18 protein-coding genes and 1 tRNA gene are annotated in these 18,144 nt (G+C 66.6%); 11 read left to right on the plus strand and 8 right to left on the minus strand.

All coding sequences use genetic code 11. From position 1 onward, the window contains the following. Positions 1–683: 683 nt before the first annotated feature. A complete protein-coding gene (locus tag CEF10_RS11600) occupies positions 684–2,177 on the minus strand; it encodes an FMN-binding glutamate synthase family protein (RefSeq protein ID WP_101068335.1) in 1,494 nt (497 codons plus the stop codon). 199 nt (positions 2,178–2,376) lie between these two features. Between CEF10_RS11600 and CEF10_RS11605 the strand changes: the two genes are divergently transcribed. From CEF10_RS11605 to CEF10_RS11625, 5 genes are all read left to right on the plus strand, one after another. Then, entirely contained in the window at positions 2,377–2,682 is a 306-nt protein-coding gene (locus CEF10_RS11605) for a hypothetical protein (RefSeq protein WP_157933022.1), read from the plus strand. A 9-nt stretch (positions 2,683–2,691) separates the two neighbouring features. Further along, positions 2,692–2,886 carry a hypothetical protein gene (locus tag CEF10_RS11610; protein ID WP_101068337.1) on the plus strand — a complete coding sequence of 65 codons (195 nt, stop codon included), beginning with the start codon at positions 2,692–2,694 and terminating at the stop codon, positions 2,884–2,886. A gap of 21 nt (positions 2,887–2,907) precedes the next feature. Continuing rightward, positions 2,908–3,960: an asparagine synthase-related protein gene (locus CEF10_RS11615; protein WP_101068338.1), complete on the plus strand. Its 1,053-nt coding sequence runs from the start codon at positions 2,908–2,910 to the stop codon at positions 3,958–3,960. 130 nt (positions 3,961–4,090) lie between these two features. After that, positions 4,091–4,570, plus strand: a complete 480-nt coding sequence (locus tag CEF10_RS11620) for a fasciclin domain-containing protein (protein ID WP_101068411.1) — start codon at positions 4,091–4,093, stop codon at positions 4,568–4,570. 71 nt (positions 4,571–4,641) lie between these two features. Next, the gene (locus CEF10_RS11625; RefSeq protein ID WP_198586191.1) at positions 4,642–5,160 is read left to right on the plus strand and encodes a fasciclin domain-containing protein; all 519 of its coding nucleotides are present in this window, start codon (positions 4,642–4,644) and stop codon (positions 5,158–5,160) included. Between the two features lie 40 nt (positions 5,161–5,200). On the opposite strand, the gene CEF10_RS11630 is transcribed toward CEF10_RS11625, so the two are convergent. The 5 genes from CEF10_RS11630 to clpB form a co-directional block, all read right to left on the minus strand. Next, a complete protein-coding gene (locus tag CEF10_RS11630; RefSeq protein WP_101068339.1) occupies positions 5,201–5,911 on the minus strand; it encodes a class I SAM-dependent methyltransferase in 711 nt (236 codons plus the stop codon). Positions 5,912–5,921: 10 nt separating this feature from the next. Beyond that, positions 5,922–6,776, minus strand: a complete 855-nt coding sequence (locus tag CEF10_RS11635; RefSeq protein WP_232796482.1) for a hypothetical protein — start codon at positions 6,774–6,776, stop codon at positions 5,922–5,924. A 208-nt stretch (positions 6,777–6,984) separates the two neighbouring features. Continuing rightward, positions 6,985–7,956, minus strand: a complete 972-nt coding sequence (locus CEF10_RS11640; protein WP_101068340.1) for a hypothetical protein — start codon at positions 7,954–7,956, stop codon at positions 6,985–6,987. Positions 7,957–7,962: 6 nt separating this feature from the next. Further along, positions 7,963–9,990 carry a glycosyltransferase family 2 protein gene (locus CEF10_RS11645; RefSeq protein WP_101068341.1) on the minus strand — a complete coding sequence of 676 codons (2,028 nt, stop codon included), beginning with the start codon at positions 9,988–9,990 and terminating at the stop codon, positions 7,963–7,965. A gap of 202 nt (positions 9,991–10,192) precedes the next feature. Then, positions 10,193–12,811 carry an ATP-dependent chaperone ClpB gene (gene clpB / locus CEF10_RS11650; protein WP_101068342.1) on the minus strand — a complete coding sequence of 873 codons (2,619 nt, stop codon included), beginning with the start codon at positions 12,809–12,811 and terminating at the stop codon, positions 10,193–10,195. Between the two features lie 214 nt (positions 12,812–13,025). On the opposite strand from clpB, the gene CEF10_RS11655 reads away from it, so the two are divergent. The 3 genes from CEF10_RS11655 (at position 13,026) to CEF10_RS11665 (ending at position 14,918) form a co-directional block, all read left to right on the plus strand. Next, positions 13,026–13,283 carry a hypothetical protein gene (locus CEF10_RS11655; RefSeq protein ID WP_101068343.1) on the plus strand — a complete coding sequence of 86 codons (258 nt, stop codon included), beginning with the start codon at positions 13,026–13,028 and terminating at the stop codon, positions 13,281–13,283. A gap of 57 nt (positions 13,284–13,340) precedes the next feature. Continuing rightward, on the plus strand, positions 13,341–14,033 hold the full coding sequence (gene pyrF / locus CEF10_RS11660; RefSeq protein WP_101068344.1) for an orotidine-5'-phosphate decarboxylase: 693 nt from the start codon (positions 13,341–13,343) through the stop codon (positions 14,031–14,033). A gap of 69 nt (positions 14,034–14,102) precedes the next feature. Continuing rightward, complete coding sequence (locus tag CEF10_RS11665; protein WP_101068345.1) at positions 14,103–14,918, plus strand: hypothetical protein; 816 nt, start codon at positions 14,103–14,105, stop codon at positions 14,916–14,918. A 4-nt stretch (positions 14,919–14,922) separates the two neighbouring features. On the opposite strand, the gene CEF10_RS11670 is transcribed toward CEF10_RS11665, so the two are convergent. Further along, positions 14,923–15,360 carry an NUDIX hydrolase gene (locus CEF10_RS11670; RefSeq protein ID WP_101068346.1) on the minus strand — a complete coding sequence of 146 codons (438 nt, stop codon included), beginning with the start codon at positions 15,358–15,360 and terminating at the stop codon, positions 14,923–14,925. Positions 15,361–15,454: 94 nt separating this feature from the next. Here CEF10_RS11670 and CEF10_RS11675 point away from each other — a divergent pair, with 94 nt between their 5' ends. Continuing rightward, positions 15,455–16,708 carry a DNA polymerase IV gene (locus tag CEF10_RS11675; protein ID WP_101068347.1) on the plus strand — a complete coding sequence of 418 codons (1,254 nt, stop codon included), beginning with the start codon at positions 15,455–15,457 and terminating at the stop codon, positions 16,706–16,708. Positions 16,709–16,727: 19 nt separating this feature from the next. On the opposite strand, the gene CEF10_RS11680 is transcribed toward CEF10_RS11675, so the two are convergent. Continuing rightward, complete coding sequence (locus tag CEF10_RS11680; protein ID WP_101068348.1) at positions 16,728–17,591, minus strand: N-formylglutamate amidohydrolase; 864 nt, start codon at positions 17,589–17,591, stop codon at positions 16,728–16,730. A 158-nt stretch (positions 17,592–17,749) separates the two neighbouring features. Here CEF10_RS11680 and CEF10_RS11685 point away from each other — a divergent pair. Next, positions 17,750–17,824, plus strand: a tRNA-Val gene (locus CEF10_RS11685). Positions 17,825–17,902: 78 nt separating this feature from the next. Continuing rightward, complete coding sequence (gene ykgO / locus CEF10_RS11690; RefSeq protein WP_101068349.1) at positions 17,903–18,028, plus strand: type B 50S ribosomal protein L36; 126 nt, start codon at positions 17,903–17,905, stop codon at positions 18,026–18,028. Positions 18,029–18,144 lie beyond the last annotated feature (116 nt).

Here is an 18,144-nt window from a genome sequence, read left to right on the forward strand (position 1 = left end):
AAGTCATCTGTTTGATGTACATCGTTTCCGAGGAAACGAAGTCCGTTCAAACAGTGAAGCTGACCATCCATGATCGGGACGAACCCTAGGATGTCGATATGCAGTCGTCGATCATCGTATCAGACCAAACCGCCCGCATATCTCTTCAGATACTCGCGATGTCAAAGAGCGTAGAGACAAAATCTACAAGAAGCGCCCTTGTACCTCTTGGCGCGTCCTGCGTCAAATGCCTCTGTGTTTTTTGCCTTCCGTCCCGCTGAAGCGTCGCTTCGTTGGTCTGTCTGGCGTTCCGTTGTGCGCCTCAGCGCCGCCGGTGAGGGGGTATTTACGGTTTGGTGCCCGACCCTGCAACCCCTTTTTTTCGCCAACGTCATCTTTTTTTTAAAATCCCGGATTTCGGCGCAAAAATAAGGGCTTAGGTAACTGGTGTTGCGCTGCGGCGAGGCTGCTGCGCAAGAATGTTACCCGCGTTGACGCGCAAGATTCCCGTCCCGCCGGGTTATCCACAGCCCTCGTGGCGCTCGTGACGGCGTTCGCCACCGGAATCGCGCCGGATCCTCCTGAATCAGGGCCCGGGTCCGCTCCGACTCGGTGCACCAGGACGGAATCAGGGGTGAATCACCCGGGGGTGCCGGGCCGATTGCTCCCCTCCGGAGATTCGCCGGGCACCGGGAGCCCACAGCTCACCGAGGAAGCGGCGGCTGCACGCTGGGCCGGATCTGGTTGAACGGCACGCTCGTGCCATCACCCTGCACGATGCGCACGTGACGCCGCCGCATCTGCCGCGGCTCTGCCACCCCGACTGAATGGGCGATCATCTCGACCTCATTGATGACCGACCGGGCATAGTGCGCCACCTTGAGGTACTTGTCCTCGACCACCAGCCCGGCCTGCAGGCGCGGATTGTGCGTCGTCACCCCTGTGGGACACGTGTTGCGATTGCACTTGAGCGCCTGGATGCATCCAAGCGAGAACATGAAGCCGCGCGCGGAGGTGACGAAATCGGCGCCCGCGCAGATCGCCCACGCCACGTCGCTGGGGTTTACCAGCTTGCCGCTGGCGATCACCCGGATACGCTCCTTCAGGCCGTGGCCGTCGCGCAGGTCGACCATGCGCGGCAGTGCTTCGCGCAGCGGCATCCCCACCAGGTCCATCAGCGGCATCGGGGCGGCGCCGGTTCCACCTTCCCCGCCGTCGACGGTGATGAAGTCGGGTGCGCACTCGGCTCCGCGTGCCTGCACCAGTTCGAAGAACGGCTTCCATGCGTCCGACGAGCCGATCACGGTCTTGAATCCCACCGGTTTGCCGGTGACAGCACGGATGTGGCCGATCATGTCCAGCAGATCGTCGAAATCGTCGATCTCGCGATGGCGGTTGGGCGACATGCTGTCCTGACCGGCGCTGATACCCCGAATCCCGGCGATCTCGGGCGTTACCTTCTCGCCGGGCAGAATGCCGCCCTTTCCGGGCTTGGCGCCCTGCGCGAGCTTGAGTTCGAACATGCGCACATGCGGGTTGTCCGATACCCTTCGCAACGCGTCGTCGTCGAGATTGCCCATCGCGTCGCGCACGCCGTATTTCGCGGTACCGATCTGGAAGACCAGATCACAGCCGCCGGTTTCGTGCCAGGGCGAAAGCCCGCCCTCGCCGGTGTTCAACCAGATGCCCGCCTTCGCGGCACCGCGGCTCAGCGCCTCGACCGCCGGCCGCGAGATCGCGCCATAGCTCATGCCAGAGATGTTGAAGATCGACTTCGCGCTGTAAGGAATCGCCGCCGTCGGCCCGATCTGCATCGGCGCAGTCGCCGCGAACTGGTCGTCCAGCGGCGGGAAGGCCGCGTTGACGAAGATCGGCGTGCCGGTCACGCCGAGATTGCGGGTCGAGCCAAATGCGATGGTGTTGCCCGACCCGTCAGACGCATGGGCCACCCAGTCGCGCTGTGCGCGGTTGAACGGCATCTCCTCGCGGTCCATGGCGAAGAAGTATTGCCGGAAGAATTCGCCGAGGGTGGTGAACAGGCGCCGGAACCGCCCGATCACCGGGTAGTTGCGGCGAATGGCATCGCCGGTCTGCGTGCGGTCCAGCGCGTAGAGCGTGAAAAGCACAATCACCGCCAAACCCAGCACCAGAACGAAAACCAGCGCGAGGATCTGCAGTGCGTGCATCGCGTAATCCATCGGCTTCTCCTTCGGTGATCGGCGCGGGTCGTGCAAAGGCAGAGTGCGACCTCAACCGCGTGCCTGCAACCCGTCAGTCGGGATGCCACGGCCGGCCGCCCGAAACAGATTGCCCGGTCGGGCGCCCGGGTGCCAGCGTTCCGGCATTGCAGAATGCTGGGGCAACCGGCCCATCGAAGATCGGGCAGACAAAGGATCCATGAACACGACGACACCCCGAGAGGCCGATTCCGCGCGTCCGAGGCAATCACCCCTGGCCGAGCGCATGTGCGAGCGGCTTTCCCTGCCCTTTCCCGAGACGTTCCGGCTGCAATTCCAGCTGACACGCGAGGGCGGCGCCGCTCCCGAAAGCTTCACCACCCGGAAACTGGGCGAATGGAGGTTGCATCATTGCCCGGACCTGACCGACGAGGACGGGGCGGTCGTTGGCTACTGCCCCGGGCCGGCGGTCGACGGGGCTGGCAGGCGACTGCGCTCACAGTATAAGCCCCCCGCGCGCGCGTGAGAGGCGGGATTGCTCGAAGCGGCCGAGACGGTGATCCGCGATTTCGCCGGCCGCTTCCTGGTGGTGATTTCCGGCCAGGGCCGCACCCGCGTCTACGGTGACCCGGCCGGGTCGCTGCCGGTCGTCTACAACCCCGTCTCGGGCACGGTCGCGGCGACCCCGCTTCTGGCGCTCGTGCGCGACATCATCCCGAACCCGGCCTAGGATATCGCCAGCGTTTGCGGCGTGCCGGATCCCCGCGCGATCTCGATGGGTACCGAACGGCTGCCGGCCCAGGGCGGTTTCAGCTTCGGAGATACCGTCGACCGCGACGTTCGGCGCCTCACGCCGAACCATCACCTGTCTCTCGACACCCTTGAAGAAACCCGGTTCTGGCCGGCCGCAGACCGCGATTTCACAGACGGCGTGGAGTCGGTCGACGATGCGGCTGCCGCGCTGGCAGAGCGGATGGGGGTGGTCTGCAACGCCCTGATCGATGACGCGCCGGCGTGGTTCGCGCTCTCGGGCGGGCTCGACTCGCGCATGCTCCTGGCAGCGGCCGAACACGGGTTCGGCCCGAACACCCGGCTCTATTCCCACGGCATGAACCGCGCCTCGTTTCTCGACACGATCGCCGCGGAACGGATCGCCGACCACCTCGGCCGCGAGATCCGCATCGTCATCCCCGAGGGCAGCCCCATGAAGGACATGCGCAGCCCCGAGGCACAGCGCCACGGCGCCCTGCACCACAACATCTCGGCCGGGTTCGTCGCGCCCGTCGGCGCGCACCTGAACCGCGGCGCGCTGGACTGGATCCCGCGCGACGATCTGCTGATCCGCGGCAACATGCTGGAACTCGCTTCGGCCATCTGGTGGCCGGGCGTGCACAAGATCGACAGGGTCGACCCGGTCGCCATCACGACGCCCGAACAGGCCGAGGACCGCGCCGCACGCATGCGCGGCTGGATCGCCGCCCTGCCGGAGAACGCGGCGCGCGTCGTGCATGACTTCAACTACATCGAGAACACCCTGCCCTACGCGCAGGCCGGGCTGATGAGCATGAACCACTGCCTTTTCATCACCCCCGCCTGCGACCGCCGGGTGTTCGAGCTCTGCATGGCCGTTCCGTTCCCGGCCCGCCGGCGCAAGAAGTTCTTCCGGCGAATCCTCAAGGCCAGCCGCCCCGACCTGCGGGCCCTGTCCACGACCAAGGACGTCGCCGAGGAACGCCGGGCGCGGTGGCCGTCCGCGCTGTCATCACGTTTTTATGATTGGACTACGGGCAACGCCCCCGCTTAGGCGCGCGCCGCCGCGTGTCAAGGGCGACATCCGGCAGCTGCCGGGTGAACCGGGCGCGCAGCTGCCGCGTATCGGGTTCAGATGCGGGCACGGATTGCCCCATCGAAACATGATTGAACAGGAGGACGACATGTTCCGCAGAACCTACCTTGCACTGACCGCCGCGGCCCTGATGGCCGGCCCGGCGGTGGCCGGCGGCCACGGCAGCGACATCGTGGACACCGCGATGGCCGCAGACGACTTCAACACCCTCGTCGCCGCCGTGAAGGCGGCCGATCTGGTGGACACGCTCAAGGGCGACGGCCCGTTCACCGTTTTCGCCCCCACCGACGCGGCCTTCGCCGCGCTGCCCAAGGGCACCGTGGAGGGCCTTCTGGAGCCCGAGAACAAGGACAAGCTGACCTCGATCCTCACCTACCACGTCGTGCCGGGCAAGGTGATGTCGGGCGATCTGTCCGACGGCATGACCGCCGAGACCGTGCAAGGCGGAGAAGTCACCATCATGACCGAGGGTGGCGTGACCGTGGACGGCGCCAATGTCGTCCAGGCCGATGTCGAGGCCAGCAACGGCGTGATCCACGTCATCGACACGGTCATCATGCCCGAATAAATTGCCGGTGTTCGGGGTGGCGTCGCCCGCGTGCGGTGCCGCCCCGCGCATTGCACGGAAAGGAGGACAAGATGTTCAATCGTCGCACGGCGATAACGGCCCTCGCGGGCGCGGGGCTCGTGGCACTCGGCGCGTGCAGCCAGATGCAGTCGATGCAGGGCATGATGACGGGCGGCCAGCCCGACGATATCGTCACGATCGCCGCGTCCGACGACCGCTTCTCGACGCTCGTGACCGCTGTCGAGGCGGCCGGGCTCGGCGAAACCCTCTCGGGCGAGGGGCCTTTCACCGTGTTCGCCCCGACGAACGCGGCCTTCGACAAGCTGCCCGAGGGCAAGGTGTCGGAGCTGCTCAAGCCCGCGAACAAGGCCGAACTCGCCAAGGTGCTGAGCTACCATGTGGTGCCGGGCAAGGCGACCTCGGCCCAGCTCGCCGGGACGCGCGGCAGCATCGCGACGGTGCAGGGCCAACAGGTGCATATCGACGGCACCGACGGCGTGACGGTCGAGGATGCCAACGTCGTCCAGGCCGACATCGAGGCCAGCAACGGCGTGATCCACGCCATCGACAAGGTCATGATGCCGCAATGACATCCAGGCGCCTGGCCCCCGTGCCGGGGGCCGGGCGGCGCTATCGCTTGTGGATCACCGCCACCTGGTCGCGCCGTTTCTTCTGGTAGCGGACAGGTTCCACGATGCAGCCCGAGATCTGGGGGATGAGCGCATTGAAGGCTTCGGCCACCGCCGGATCGGAATGGCTGAACCGGCGGTCGTCGAGGAAGCTGCGAAACAGCGGCGCCGTCTTGGTGATGCCGGGCTGTTCATAGCTCTCGGGTTGCCAGCGCAGGTCCTCGATCACGTAAAGCCCGCCGGATTTCATCCGCGGGAACACTTCCAGAAATGCATTCTGCTGGTGGTGCGAGGCGTGGCTCGCGTCGTCGATGACGATATCGGGCGCCGGGCGGATGGCTTCCGACGCCGCCGCGATCTGGGCACGCTCTTCCAGGTCGCAGCGGTGGAAGGTGAACCGCGGATGTTCGAACCACGAGAAATCCGAAACATCGAGGCCGTGAATCCGTGCCTTTGGAAAGTATTCCAGCCACATGCGGACCGACGGCAGGTCGCTGGTTTCGCGGTCCGCACTTACGCCGTGTTCAGGCCCTCCGATCAGCAACCCCATCTCGAGGAAGGTGATCTTCCTCTGCCGGAAGGGATTGAACAGCATGTGGTAAAGTTCGGTGTAGCGGTGCTTGCGCGATCCCTTGTCCGAACCGTAGCGGTCGGCCAGGTCGGTCAGCGTCTCGCGGCCCGCGACCGGGCTGGTGCCCTGCGCATCCTTCATTGCCGTCTCCTCACTCCGCCGCCTGCGCGTCCACCGCCGCCGGGATCGGCGCCGCCGACGGGTCGATCCGGTGCTTTTTCAGCAGGGCGTCGACCAACCCGCCCTCCTCGGGCAGACCATCCGGCCGGCTGGCCAGGAAATCGCGAATGCGCCGTCCGTAAAGGTGGATCGAAACCGTCCGCTCCGTCAGGAAGCCCTCGGCGGCGGCGCGGTGGTGCGCCTTGACCATGCGGCGGCGCTTTTCGAAGGGGACGGGATAGAGAACATCGCGCGGGAAAGCGTGTTCGTGCTCGCCGGTCCGGTGCAGGTGATGGGTCACGGCGTGGGGGCCCCACACACCCCACGGCAAGTCGCCCACGTGCACCGGCGTGCCTGCGTCGCGCTTGGCTTCGAGCTTGGCGCGCGCCATTTCGCTGTACCACGGCGGGATCATGTATTCGTCGCGCGTCATCTCGAGCAGGTTCGCCAGCGCGGGGCTGTCGGGCGGCAGGCCAAGGACGCCGCCGTTTATGTGGTTTTCCGATTCCCAGCCAAAGAAATGTCCCGTCGGCGTCTCGAACGGCTTCATGCAATAGGCGTCAGTGTCCGCCCAGATCGTCCGCTCGCTCTTCGCGAGCAGGTGGTAGCGGAACACATCCGAAAACAGCGCGAGGCTTTGCGTGCGGTTGTGCTGGATGAAATTGTCGCGCGGCAGGATCGCGCCGCCGTGCTCGAGGTGAACCCCCTCGGGAACACGCTCCACGGGGCCGTAGTGGTAGAGGGTGACCTCGTGACCCGCATCGAGGAACGACTGGATGCAAAGTTGTTCGACATAACTCAGGGGGCCCTCGACCCAGAGCATCCCGATGCGATACTTGCTGCTCATGCCTGCTGCCCCTTCACGCCCCTTGGGCTTGTCGTTGTAGCCTTCTCGGCATTGGCTTCAGGATACCGCCAATCCCGTGACCGCGCAATCGCGCACAGGGCCGCGGCGCGCGGTCATTCCCCTTGAAACTGCCGAGGGCCACGCAACGCAGGATCGCGTCGATCTCGGCCAGCCATGTCGCGGCCGTATAGCCGCGGCATTCTCGGGCTCACGGGGCTGCATGCGCGGAACACGGGCCTCCCTGGTTCTCGGGCTCCAGGAAAGTGACATCCAGGTCGCCACGGATCCCGGCGACATCCCTGTCGTATAGCCGCGCTAGATGGGCGCGTTCCTCGGGCGTCCAGGGGTCGTATGCCGGCCACTTTTCCCCCCGGGGATAGGCCTTCTGGATCTCGACACGGCGGGCCAGCGCGGCTTCGCCGCCTTCGCGGTTGATCCGGGTCAAAAGCTCGTGCACGGCACGGTGCGAGGCGGTGGGCCGGCCCCGCGTACGCTTGGGCGATGCCAAGTCCGATGCGTCCAGACCCGGGCCGCAAATGTTGCCGATGACCCTGTCGGACAGTGCCCGGAAATCCTCGTGCCGCCACAGGATCAGCCGCGCGCGGGGGAACGACTGTTGAACCAGTTCGACGAAACCGCGCCAACTGGGCATCCGTGACAGAACGCGCCGCTTCATGCGCGCCTCGCCGATGACCCGGTCGCTCGACGCCGAGCGCAGGTATTCCACGTAGGCCGCGGCAAAGAAATCGGCGTAATTGCGCAATGCCAGATGCACCTCCTGCACTGGATAGGGGATCTGCCCGGCAAAGATCGGCAGCAGGGTATCGCGTCTCTGGTAGAGCATCCCGCTGCCCACGCAATGACCGCAGTGGCCCGGCATGTTCTCGTCCGACAGGATGATCCGCTCGTCCGGGCCGGCGCCGACGGCTTCGAAGAACCTGCGCGCCCGCTCGGCCAGTTCCGCATCCGGCACCTTGGTGCGGTACCCCAGCCCCAGCTTCTCGTAGCCGTTGAGCTGACAGGGATAGGTGTAATCCTTTCGCGTGTCGCGGTGGTGAATGTAGTGCACCCCGCGCTTGCGCATGCGTCCGGCGTTGCGCTGAAGGATGGACTGGACGTGGCTCGTCGCCGTCTTGTGGACGCCACCGTGCACCACGACGTAGGGGGACGTTCCCGCCATGCCGACCTAGCCTTCCGCCAGCTCCGGTGCCGCGTTGATGTGGCTGATGCGCTCGCGGAACTCGCCCCATCCGTCGCGTGCCCTGAGATCGCGGATCTTTTCCCGATGCGTCTCGCAGGCCGCCGCGTGCAGCCGGGCCAGCTCGGGATCCTTCAAGAGTTTGGTCAACTCGCGTCGCAACCCCGGCAGCCGGGCGTGGATCGAGGTATCGCGGCTGTTGTTGTAATTCATGTTCGACCAGTACTCGATCCCCTGGTCGTCGGCGACGTGATTGGTGCGGCCGCGGTCCCGCTTGACGAGGAAGCTGTCGACCGACCGCACCGCGTAGTGATGCATGCGTGCGAATTCGTGCGAGAACGTGGCGTGCGTCTTCCACCCCTGCGCGAGATAGACGTCGGGCATCGGCTGGCCGCCGCCGTCGACCCATTTCACGTCGCCGCGGTCAAGGTGAAACGCGGGACGGTGGATGCGCAGTTTCCAGAAACGGTCGTTGTTGCGCACCAGCGTCTTCATGCCGCGCGCGCGGAAATTGGGATACTCGTGCTCGCCGGTGCAGCGGTCGAAGCGGGCGGTTACCAGATCCTCGGTGTAATCCAGGTGCCCGCTGTTGCCGAAAAGCTTCCAGCACACCGAGATCGCGTCGGCATCGCCCACGGCGGCGAACAGGTCATCCAGCCGCCCCTTGCCCGTGCGGATGTTGAGGAACTCGTCGCAATCGGCACAGATCAGCCAGTCGGCCTCTCGGTAGAGCGGCTCGCTTTGCGCGGCTTTCAGCGCGGCGCGCTGGGGGCTGCCGCCCGGCTTGAACGGGTTCACCCGGTGCTGACCAAGGCCCAGCTCCTGCAGGCGCTCGGCGATACGGTCGGTCCCGTCGTCGCAGTCGTTTGTGTAGATCAGGAAATCCGTGAAGCCGATGGAACGATTGTAAGCCACCCATTCCAGCATGAAGGGGCCTTCGTTCTTCATCGTGGTGACGATGACACGCCGGCCCTTCATGCTTGGCGGGATGCGGTCCGGCGCCGTGCCTCCGGCGTTCTCGGGCGCCACGATCCTCGCGGCCGGTTGCTGCGCCGCGGCCGCGGCCGGTGCGGGCGGCGCGGAAGGCTCCTGCGCCTCCGCGGGCGTGTCGGGTGCGGGCTGCTGGCCGGGGTCGGCCGCCTGTTCCTTCAGCTTTCGCAGCCTGCGGCGGAACACGGCATCGAATCGCGCGGCGACCTGTTCGCGCCCGGTTTCGACGAAATACCCCGAGACGGCTCCGCGATACCACGGCAGGTTCCGCCGCCCGCGGTAGAGGCGGTAGAACTCCGGCCCGGTCAGCTCGTCGAAGACGGTGCGCTCCATCACGGTCTTCAGCGCGTCGATCTTGCGCAGGAACACCGCGGTCTTGTGGCTGGAGAACCAGCACTTGAAAATCCGCAGGTTGTCGCCCGAAAACCGGTCGATGTGCTTCTGGTCGAGCGAATGGTACGGGTCGTAGAAAACATTCACCCGGCCCAGGCCGCCCGTCACCTCGGCCGCATCCGACAATGGCAGTGTCCAGTCCTGTCGCCGGCCCGACGCATAGCGCGTCTCCCACGGCACCCGCCCCTCGTCGAGGGTGCTTTGCGGATTGATCGCGACGACATGAGCGCCAGGCACCAGCGACGCAAAGGCGATCGCGGCGAAACCGCCCATCGACACGCCGGCAAAGATCACACGGTCGTAGCCTTCGAAGAACCCCCGCTCCGCCAAGGCACGGAAGCGTTCGATCAGGGTGGCGTCGCGGTACCAGTCACTGACATGGGCCATCACGCCCAGGTGCGAGATGTCGTTGTCGCGCGCAAACTTGAACGCCCACGGTTCGCGTGTTCGCGCGCCGTCGTTGACGTTGGACAGGTTGTCGAAGGTCACGAGCAACCTGCGGCCGGTGCGCTTGACGAAAAGGAAACTGTGCCGCAGGTCCTTTTCGAGAAACCCTTCACCGTCCGCGCCGGGGCGAAGCTCGTCGAACCAATGCGGCAGCACCGGCGTTTCGGGTTTTGCCTGCTCTGCCATGCCGTTGTGCCTGCACGTTCTTGGCGGCCGGGGCCGCGATTTTGCGGGATTATACGGTCTGTGCACCCATCGGCGCAACAGATGTTTCCAATACGCACGATTGTCCGGTTCGGGCCAAGGCAATGCCGGCAGCGAGGCTTGCGCAGAAAAAGGCCCCGCTGGCGGGTGCCGGCAGGGCCTTCTTCGTTGTCTCGCACGTGGATCAGTGCACGACGGCATCCTCCGGTGGCTGCCGGTTGGAGTCGCTCACCCGTTCGCCGATCATCAGCCCGTTCGGACCGGTGGTGACCGGCACGGTATCTCCGTCCTTGACGTCGCCGGCCAGGATCATTTCGGCCAGCGGGTCCTGCAGCGCCCGCTGGATCACCCGCTTGAGCGGGCGGGCGCCGAACACCGGGTCGTAGCCTTCGTCGGCCAGCCATTTCTTCGCCTCGTCGTCCAGCGTCAGCGTGATGTCGCGGCGCGCCAGGCGTTTCTCCAGCCGCTGCAGCTGGACATCCACGATGCCGGTCATGTCCTCGCGGCCCAGCCGGTCGAAGATGATCGTCTCGTCGAGCCGGTTCAGGAACTCGGGGCGGAAGTGCGCGCGCACCGCCTCCATCACCTCGCGCTTGGCATCCGAAGCATCGGCCCCTTCGGGCAGTTGCGACAGCGCCTGCGACCCGAGGTTCGAGGTCAGCACGATGATCGTCTGCTTGAAGTCCACCGTGCGCCCGTGCCCATCGGTCAGCACGCCGTCGTCGAGCACCTGCAGCAGAACGTTGAACACGTCCTGGTGGGCTTTCTCCACCTCGTCGAACAGCACGACCTGGTAGGGCCGGCGCCGGACTGCTTCCGTCAGAACGCCGCCCTCGTCATAACCGACGTAGCCCGGCGGCGCCCCGATCAGACGCGCGACCGAGTGCTTTTCCATGAATTCCGACATGTCGATACGGACCATCGCCTGATCGTCATCGAACAGGAACTCGGCCACTGCCTTGGTCAGCTCGGTCTTGCCCACGCCCGTGGGGCCGAGGAACAGGAAACTGCCAAGGGGCCGGTTCTCGTCGTTGAGCCCGGCGCGTGCCCGGCGCACCGCGTTCGCCACGGCCTTGACGGCACGATCCTGCCCGACGACGCGGGCGTGCAGCTTGTCTTCCATGCCCAGAAGCTTCTCGCGCTCGCCTTCGAGCATTTTCGCCGTCGGAATGCCCGTCCAGCGTTCGACCACCTGCGCGACCTGCTCGGGGCGGACGGCCTCCTCGACCATCATGCCGTGTTCTTCCTGCTGTTCGGCCTCGGCCAGCTTCTTTTCCAGATCGGGGATCACGCCATAGCTGAGTTCGCCGGCACGGGTCAGGTTGCCTTCGCGCTTGGCGTGATCCAGCTCGATCCGGGCCTTGTCCAGCTGCTCCTTCAGCTCGCGCGCGCTGTTCAGCTTGTCGCGCTCGGCCTGCCATTGCGCGGTCATCTCGTCGGATTTCTCCTGGAGGTCGGCAAGCTCCTTCTCGAGCTTGGCGAGCCGGTCCTTGCTGGCCTGGTCGTCCTCCTTGCGCAGCGCCTCGGCCTCGATCTGCTTTTGCAGGATGTCGCGGTCCAGCGCGTCGAGCTCTTCCGGCTTGCTGTCCACCTCCATGCGCAGGCGCGAGGCAGCCTCGTCGACAAGGTCGATCGCCTTGTCGGGCAGGAAGCGATCGGTGATGTAACGGTGGCTCAGCGTCGCCGCCGAAACCAGCGCGCTGTCGGAGATGCGCACGCCGTGGTGCAGCTCGTATTTTTCCTTCAGCCCGCGCAGGATCGATACGGTATCCTCGACGGTCGGTTCCTCGACGGTGAGCGGCTGGAACCGCCGGGCGAGGGCCGCGTCCTTCTCGACGTGCTTGCGGTATTCGTCGAGCGTGGTCGCACCGATGCAGTGAAGCTCACCGCGGGCCAGCGCCGGCTTGATGAGGTTGGCGGCGTCCATCGCGCCCTCGGTCTTGCCCGCGCCCACGAGCGTGTGCATCTCGTCGATGAACAGGATGATCTCGCCGGCGGCGGCTGTGATCTCGTTGAGAACGCCCTTGAGCCGCTCCTCGAACTCGCCGCGGTATTTCGCGCCGGCGATCAGCGCGCCCATGTCGAGCGCCAGAAGCCGCTTGTTCTGCAGGCTCTCGGGCACGTCACCGTTGATGATGCGCAGCGCGAGGCCCTCCGCGATCGCGGTCTTGCCGACGCCCGGCTCGCCGATCAGCACGGGGTTGTTCTTGGTGCGGCGGCTGAGCACCTGCATCGCGCGGCGGATCTCGTCGTCGCGGCCGATGATCGGATCGATCTTGCCTTCCTCGGCGGCCTTGGTCAGGTCGTGCGCGTATTTCTCGAGCGCCTCGTAGCTCTCCTCGGCGTTCGCCGTGTCCGCCTTGCGACCCTGGCGCAGGTCGTTGATCGCCTCGTTGAGGCTCTGCGCGGACACCGCACCGGCCTCCAGCGCCTCCTTGGCGGGGCTTTTCACCATCGCCAGCGCCGTCAGGATCCGCTCGACGGGCACGTAGCTGTCGCCGGCCTTGTCAGCCAGTTTCTCGGCCTCGGACAACACCTTGCCGGTCTGCTGGTCCATGTAGGTCTGGCCGGCGTCGCCGGTGACCTGCGGGATTTTCTTCAGCGCGCCTTCCAGCGCCTCGACCACGCGCTCCGGCGCGCCGCCCGCCCGGCGGATAAGGTTGCTGGCCAGCCCTTCCTCATCGTCCATCAGCGCCTTGAGCAGATGCTCGGGCGCCAGTTTCTGATGGCTTTCGCGCATCGCGATGGTCTGCGCCGCCTGGACGAAGCCGCGCGACCGTTCCGTGAACTTTTCGAAGTTCATCCCTGTCTCCTTTCTACAAGCGTTCACCCGGGTGCCTGCCCTCTTCGAGGCGCATGCGATCGGGAACCTCGACAGTTAGATGGGCAGCCGCCGAGCGGGGTTCAAGCCAGCGAAAGGGAAATCGCGGCCTGCCCCGGTTCGGCCGATGGAGCCGTACGCATTGACCTTGCGGAAAGCCTTTTCCGGCATTCTGTGCGGCGAAAGGAGCCGACCCATGCAGATCGAATCCGTGACGCTGAAGGACCGCCGCTTCGTGGCAAGTGCCGGGGTGCACACCGCGGTGGTCATCCTGGAAACCGACGGACCCACCGTATGTCTGCAGGCACGGGCGGCGGCCGATGCACCGCGGGTTGCCCGCGGGCTCGCCGCCGACGCCCTGCGGCAACTGAAAGGGATGCCCGAGCATCGCCGGCAGGCACACCCGCTTCGGCTTCGCCCGGGCAGCCTGCGGTCGATGACCCAAAGCGCTTGACGCGCGCGGCGCAGGGGGCAACAACACGCCGTGCCTAGCCCCGATGGAGGATACGCCATGCCTGCCGATGACCGCCTGATCGTCGCGCTGGACCTGCCCAACGCGCTCGAAGGGCTCCAGCTGGCCGAAACGCTGGGCGACGCGGTAAGTTTCTACAAGGTCGGGCTGGGGATGCTCACCGGCGGCGGTCTTGCCCTGGCAAGCGAGCTCAAGGACGAGCACGGCAAACGCGTGTTCCTCGACCTCAAGCTGTTCGATATCGGCGCGACGGTGGAAAAAGCGGTGCGCGGTCTGGCGCAGTTCGATATGGATTTCCTGACCGTGCACGGCGACCCGCACGTCGTGCGCGCCGCGCGCGAAGGGGCCGCCGCGGGAAACACGAAGATCCTCGCGGTCACCATCCTGACATCGCTGGACCGCGCCGACCTCGATGCGGGGCTGATCAAGCCGGGCGACATGCCGGAGCTGGTGCGCGAGCGCGCCCAGCGCGCCTTCGAGGCCGGCGCGCACGGTGTCATCGCCTCGCCGCAGGAAGCAGCGATGATCCGCCTGCTGCCCGAGGCCGAGGGCCGGCTGATCGTCACACCCGGCGTCCGCCCCGAGGGCGCCGACAAGGGCGACCAGAAACGGGTCGCCACCCCCGCACAGGCGATCCGCGACGGGGCCGACCACATTGTCGTGGGTCGGCCCATCTGGGCGGCACCGGATCCGAGGCTGGCAGCGCGCGACATTCTCGCCAGCCTGCCCTGACGCGCGGCTCTTGTCCGCCTGCGCCGGCCGGGGCAATCTGGACAAGCCCGGCCCTTTGCAAGGTGAGCCATGCCGCAACCCGATCAAACCGCCCCTACCGCCGAGCCGGCCGACAACATCCGCGAAGCCGACCGCAACCAGCTTGTCGCCTCCTACCTCGCCGTGCGCCGCGCCGTCGGGCTGCTGGGTTTCGCCCTGCCCGCGATGCTGCTGGCCTTTGCCGCAACCGGACCGGTCGCCTTCATGCCCTCGATCTCGGAATTCTACTACACCCCCGTGCGCGAGGCGCTGGTCGCCACGATCGGCGCCATTGCAGTGTTCCTGTTCAGCTACAAGGGCTACCGCCCCGAGGCTGCGCGCATTCAACGACACCCGCGCGAGGCCCGGCTGACCGACCGGCGCCTGTCCTTCGCCGCGGCGGCCGGCGCGCTGGGCGTGGCCGTGTTTCCCACCCGGTCGGAGATCGCGCTTGCGCCCGAGCCCTTGATGCTGGACTGGCTCGGCGCAGGGCTGTCGGCCAGTCTGCACAACCTTTCGGCGCTGCTGTTCTTCCTCGCGCTTACCGTTTTCTGCCTCGACAATTTCCAGCGCACGCGGTTGACCGGGACGATTGCCGCCCGCCGGGTCGCCGAAAACCGCATCTACCGCACCTGCGGGCTGGTGCTGGCCGCAAGCACGGCGGCGCTGGTGGCCATCGCCGCGGTTCACACGTTCGGGCCGGACGGGCTGTCGGCCGCGCTGACGCGCGCGCGGGCGGTGTTCTGGGCCGAGACGGTCGGCCTTCTGGCGTTCTCCATCTCGTGGCTGGTGAAGGGCAAGGCGCTGGCAGGCATGGTCGAGGGCGTGCGGCGGGTCACGGGGGCGACCGACCGCGCGGCGGAATGAAACCTCAGCCGGATGCCGATCGGGCGTCGCCCGCGAGGTATTCGGCAAGTTGCACCTGGAAGTGCGGGACGGCGCGGGGGTGATCCACGAAGGCTTGCGGCGGCATCAGCTGCCAACCCTGCCCTTCGTCGCCGAACCGGATCGCGCCGGCCAGGCCGCGCGGCTGATGCGCCACGAAGAACCACACCCGCCCATGCGGCCGCCGGTAGCTGCGCGTCCAGACCAGATCGGCGGGCGGCACGACAAGGCCCACCTCTTCCCGCGTTTCGCGCAACGCGCATTGCTCGGGGGTTTCGTCCCCCTCGCGCCCGCCTCCGGGCAGATCAAGATGACCCGGCCAGGGAATGTCGTCACGCAGGTCACGCCGGATCACGAGAAGCGCGTCGCCAAGAAACAGGGCGAGCTTGGCGCCCGCGAAATCCTGTGCCGTGTCCCGTGACATCCCTGCCGGTCTCCGTTTGCCGGGCGCCCGCGGGATGCAACTTGCACCGAAGGCGATTATGATTCCATCATCTGGACCAATCACCGGCCATGCCATGCCCGCCCTCTGCCGAGACTGCCTGACCCGGCTTGACGCCGAACCGCGCTGCACAAGCTGCGGAAGCCCGCGCATCCTGGCGCATCCCGAGCTTTTCGAGCTTACCATTGCGCATATGGACTGCGACGCCTTCTACGCGAGCGTCGAGAAGCGCGACAACCCCGACCTGGCCGACAAGCCTGTCATCATTGGCGGCGGGCGGCGCGGGGTGGTTTCGACCGCCTGCTACGTCGCGCGGATCCGCGGCGTCCATTCGGCAATGCCGATGTTCAAGGCCCTCAAGCTGTGCCCCGACGCGGTGGTCATCCGGCCGCGCATGGAGCTTTACGCCGAGGTCTCGCGCCTGATCCGCGCGATGATGGAGGAACTGACACCCGCGGTCGAGCCGCTGTCGCTGGACGAGGCGTTTCTCGACCTCGGCGGCACGGCCCGCCTGCACGGTGCGCCGCCAGCCGTGATGCTGGCCGGGCTGGTGCGGCGCATGGAGGATGAACTGGGGCTTGCTGGCTCCATCGGGCTTTCGCACAACAAGTTCCTGGCCAAGGTCGCCTCGGATCTCGACAAGCCGCAGGGCTTTTCGGTGATCGGGCGGGGAGAAACGGCCGACTTCCTGCGCGATCGCCCGGTGCGCATGATCTGGGGCGTGGGCGACGCGGGACAGGCCGCGCTCGAATCGGCGGGCATCCGCACTTTCGCCGACCTTCTGCGATGGGACCACCGGGACCTGACCGCGCGCTTCGGGTCCATGGGCGATCGGCTGTGGCATCTCGCGCGCGGTCAGGACACGCGCCGGGTTTCGGCCCACCATCCCGTGAAATCGATTTCCAACGAAACGACCTTTGCCGAGGACACCGGCAACGCTGAGGTGCTGGACGGGCACCTCTGGCGCATGGCCGAAAAGGTGTCGGACCGGGCAAAGGCCAAGGACCGCGCGGGCCGGGTCGTCATGCTGAAGCTCAAGCGCGCCGACCACGGCCTGCTGACCCGCCGGCAGTCACTCCGCGAGCCGACGCAGATGGCAGACACGATCTACCGTGCGGCACGCGGGCTGATGGACCAGGCCGTGCGTCAGGGGCCGTTCCGGCTGCTTGGGGTCGGGCTGTCCGAGATCGTCGCGGCCGATGATGCCGACCGATCCGCCGATCTGCTTGATCCGCAAGCCGGGCGGCGACGGGCAGCGGAACGGGCGACCGACCGGATCCGCAAGCGGTTCGGCGGCGACGCGATCCTCAAGGGGAGGGCATTGCGCTGAGCCGCACCGGTCGCGCCACCTATTCCGCCGCCAGCGGAAGCGAGGCCGGGCGCCCGATCGCGGCTATCTCGGCGACCACCCCTTCCAGCAGCGCGCGGAACGCGGCGAAATTCCTGCCGGGCGCGACATTGCGCTCATCGAGGTAAAGGCTGCGGTCGATCTCGACCTGGACGGCATGACGGTTGCCACAGGGGCGGCCGTAGGTCTGGGTGATATAGGCCCCCGCGAACAGCGTGTTGCGCGCAACCTTGAGCCCGGCAGAGGCAAACGCCGCGTCTATCCCGTCGACCACAGCCGCGTCCGCCGCAGCCCCGAAGCGATCGCCGAGGACGACGTCGGGCCGGCGTCCCCCGCTCTTGGCCACTGAATCCATCGCCTCGTGCGGCATGGAATGGAAATCGACCAGGATTGCCTGCCCGAAAGCGGCATGCGCGGCATCAAGCTCGGCGCGCAGGGTGGCGTGGTAGGGGTGCCAGTACCGGTCGATGCGCCGCTGCGCCTCGGCCTTCGAGATCTTGCCCCGGTAGATCGCCTGCCCGTTGGCCACCACCCGCGGCACCACGCCCAGCCCGGCGGCCACGCGCGGGTTGTGCCCGATCTTGCGCACGCCGTCGATCAGGGCGGGGTCCAGTTCATCGGCGCCGCGGTTGAAATCGATGAACGCCCGCGGCGCGCAGGCGTTCAGCAGGCTCGCGCCCGCCAGCGGGGCGGCCTCGATCAACCGGTCGACATAGGCATCCTCGGAACTGCGCACGGCCTGCCGGGTCAGGCCGATGCGCCGCAGGAAGGACTCCGGGTAATCCCGGCCGCTGTGCGGCGAGGCGAAAACCACGCTGGTCGTCCGGGTCTGTGGCGCGATGAGTTCGTAGGCGCGTGTCGGCATGGGTCTTTGCTGTCTCCTGTCACGCGGCATCATAGACCGAAATTTTCGCGATCCAAAAGCCTTGATCCCCCCGGCGACTCCTTTTATAGACGCGCGGACTGGCGCGACCCGCGCACCCGGATGCTGTTTGTTTTTCGGGCCGGGGCGTGCCGGGGTCAGGGCGGTTAGCTCAGCGGTAGAGCACTTCGTTGACATCGAAGGGGTCACTGGTTCAATCCCAGTACCGCCCACCACGCATTCATCGCCTCCGGACCACGGCGGCACCCGCAACCCTGGCGCTGGCCCGCGCCGCGACAAATGAGGAGAGACCGATGAAGGTCAAGAACTCGCTCCGTTCGCTGAAGAACCGGCACCGCGAATGCCGGGTCGTGCGCCGCAAAGGCCGCGTCTACGTGATCAACAAGACCCATCGCCGCTTCAAGGCCCGCCAGGGCTGAACCCGCGCACGCATGTCGAGACAAAGGGCCGCATCCCGCCGGATGCGGCCCTTTCGCATTGGGTCCGGGTCTTAACATTGCTGTCACAGTGGCCAGATGAAATGGTGGAACCGCGT

Origin of the sequence: Roseovarius salinarum, from assembly GCF_002834145.1 — a bacterium.
Lineage (GTDB): Bacteria > Pseudomonadota > Alphaproteobacteria > Rhodobacterales > Rhodobacteraceae > Roseovarius > Roseovarius salinarum.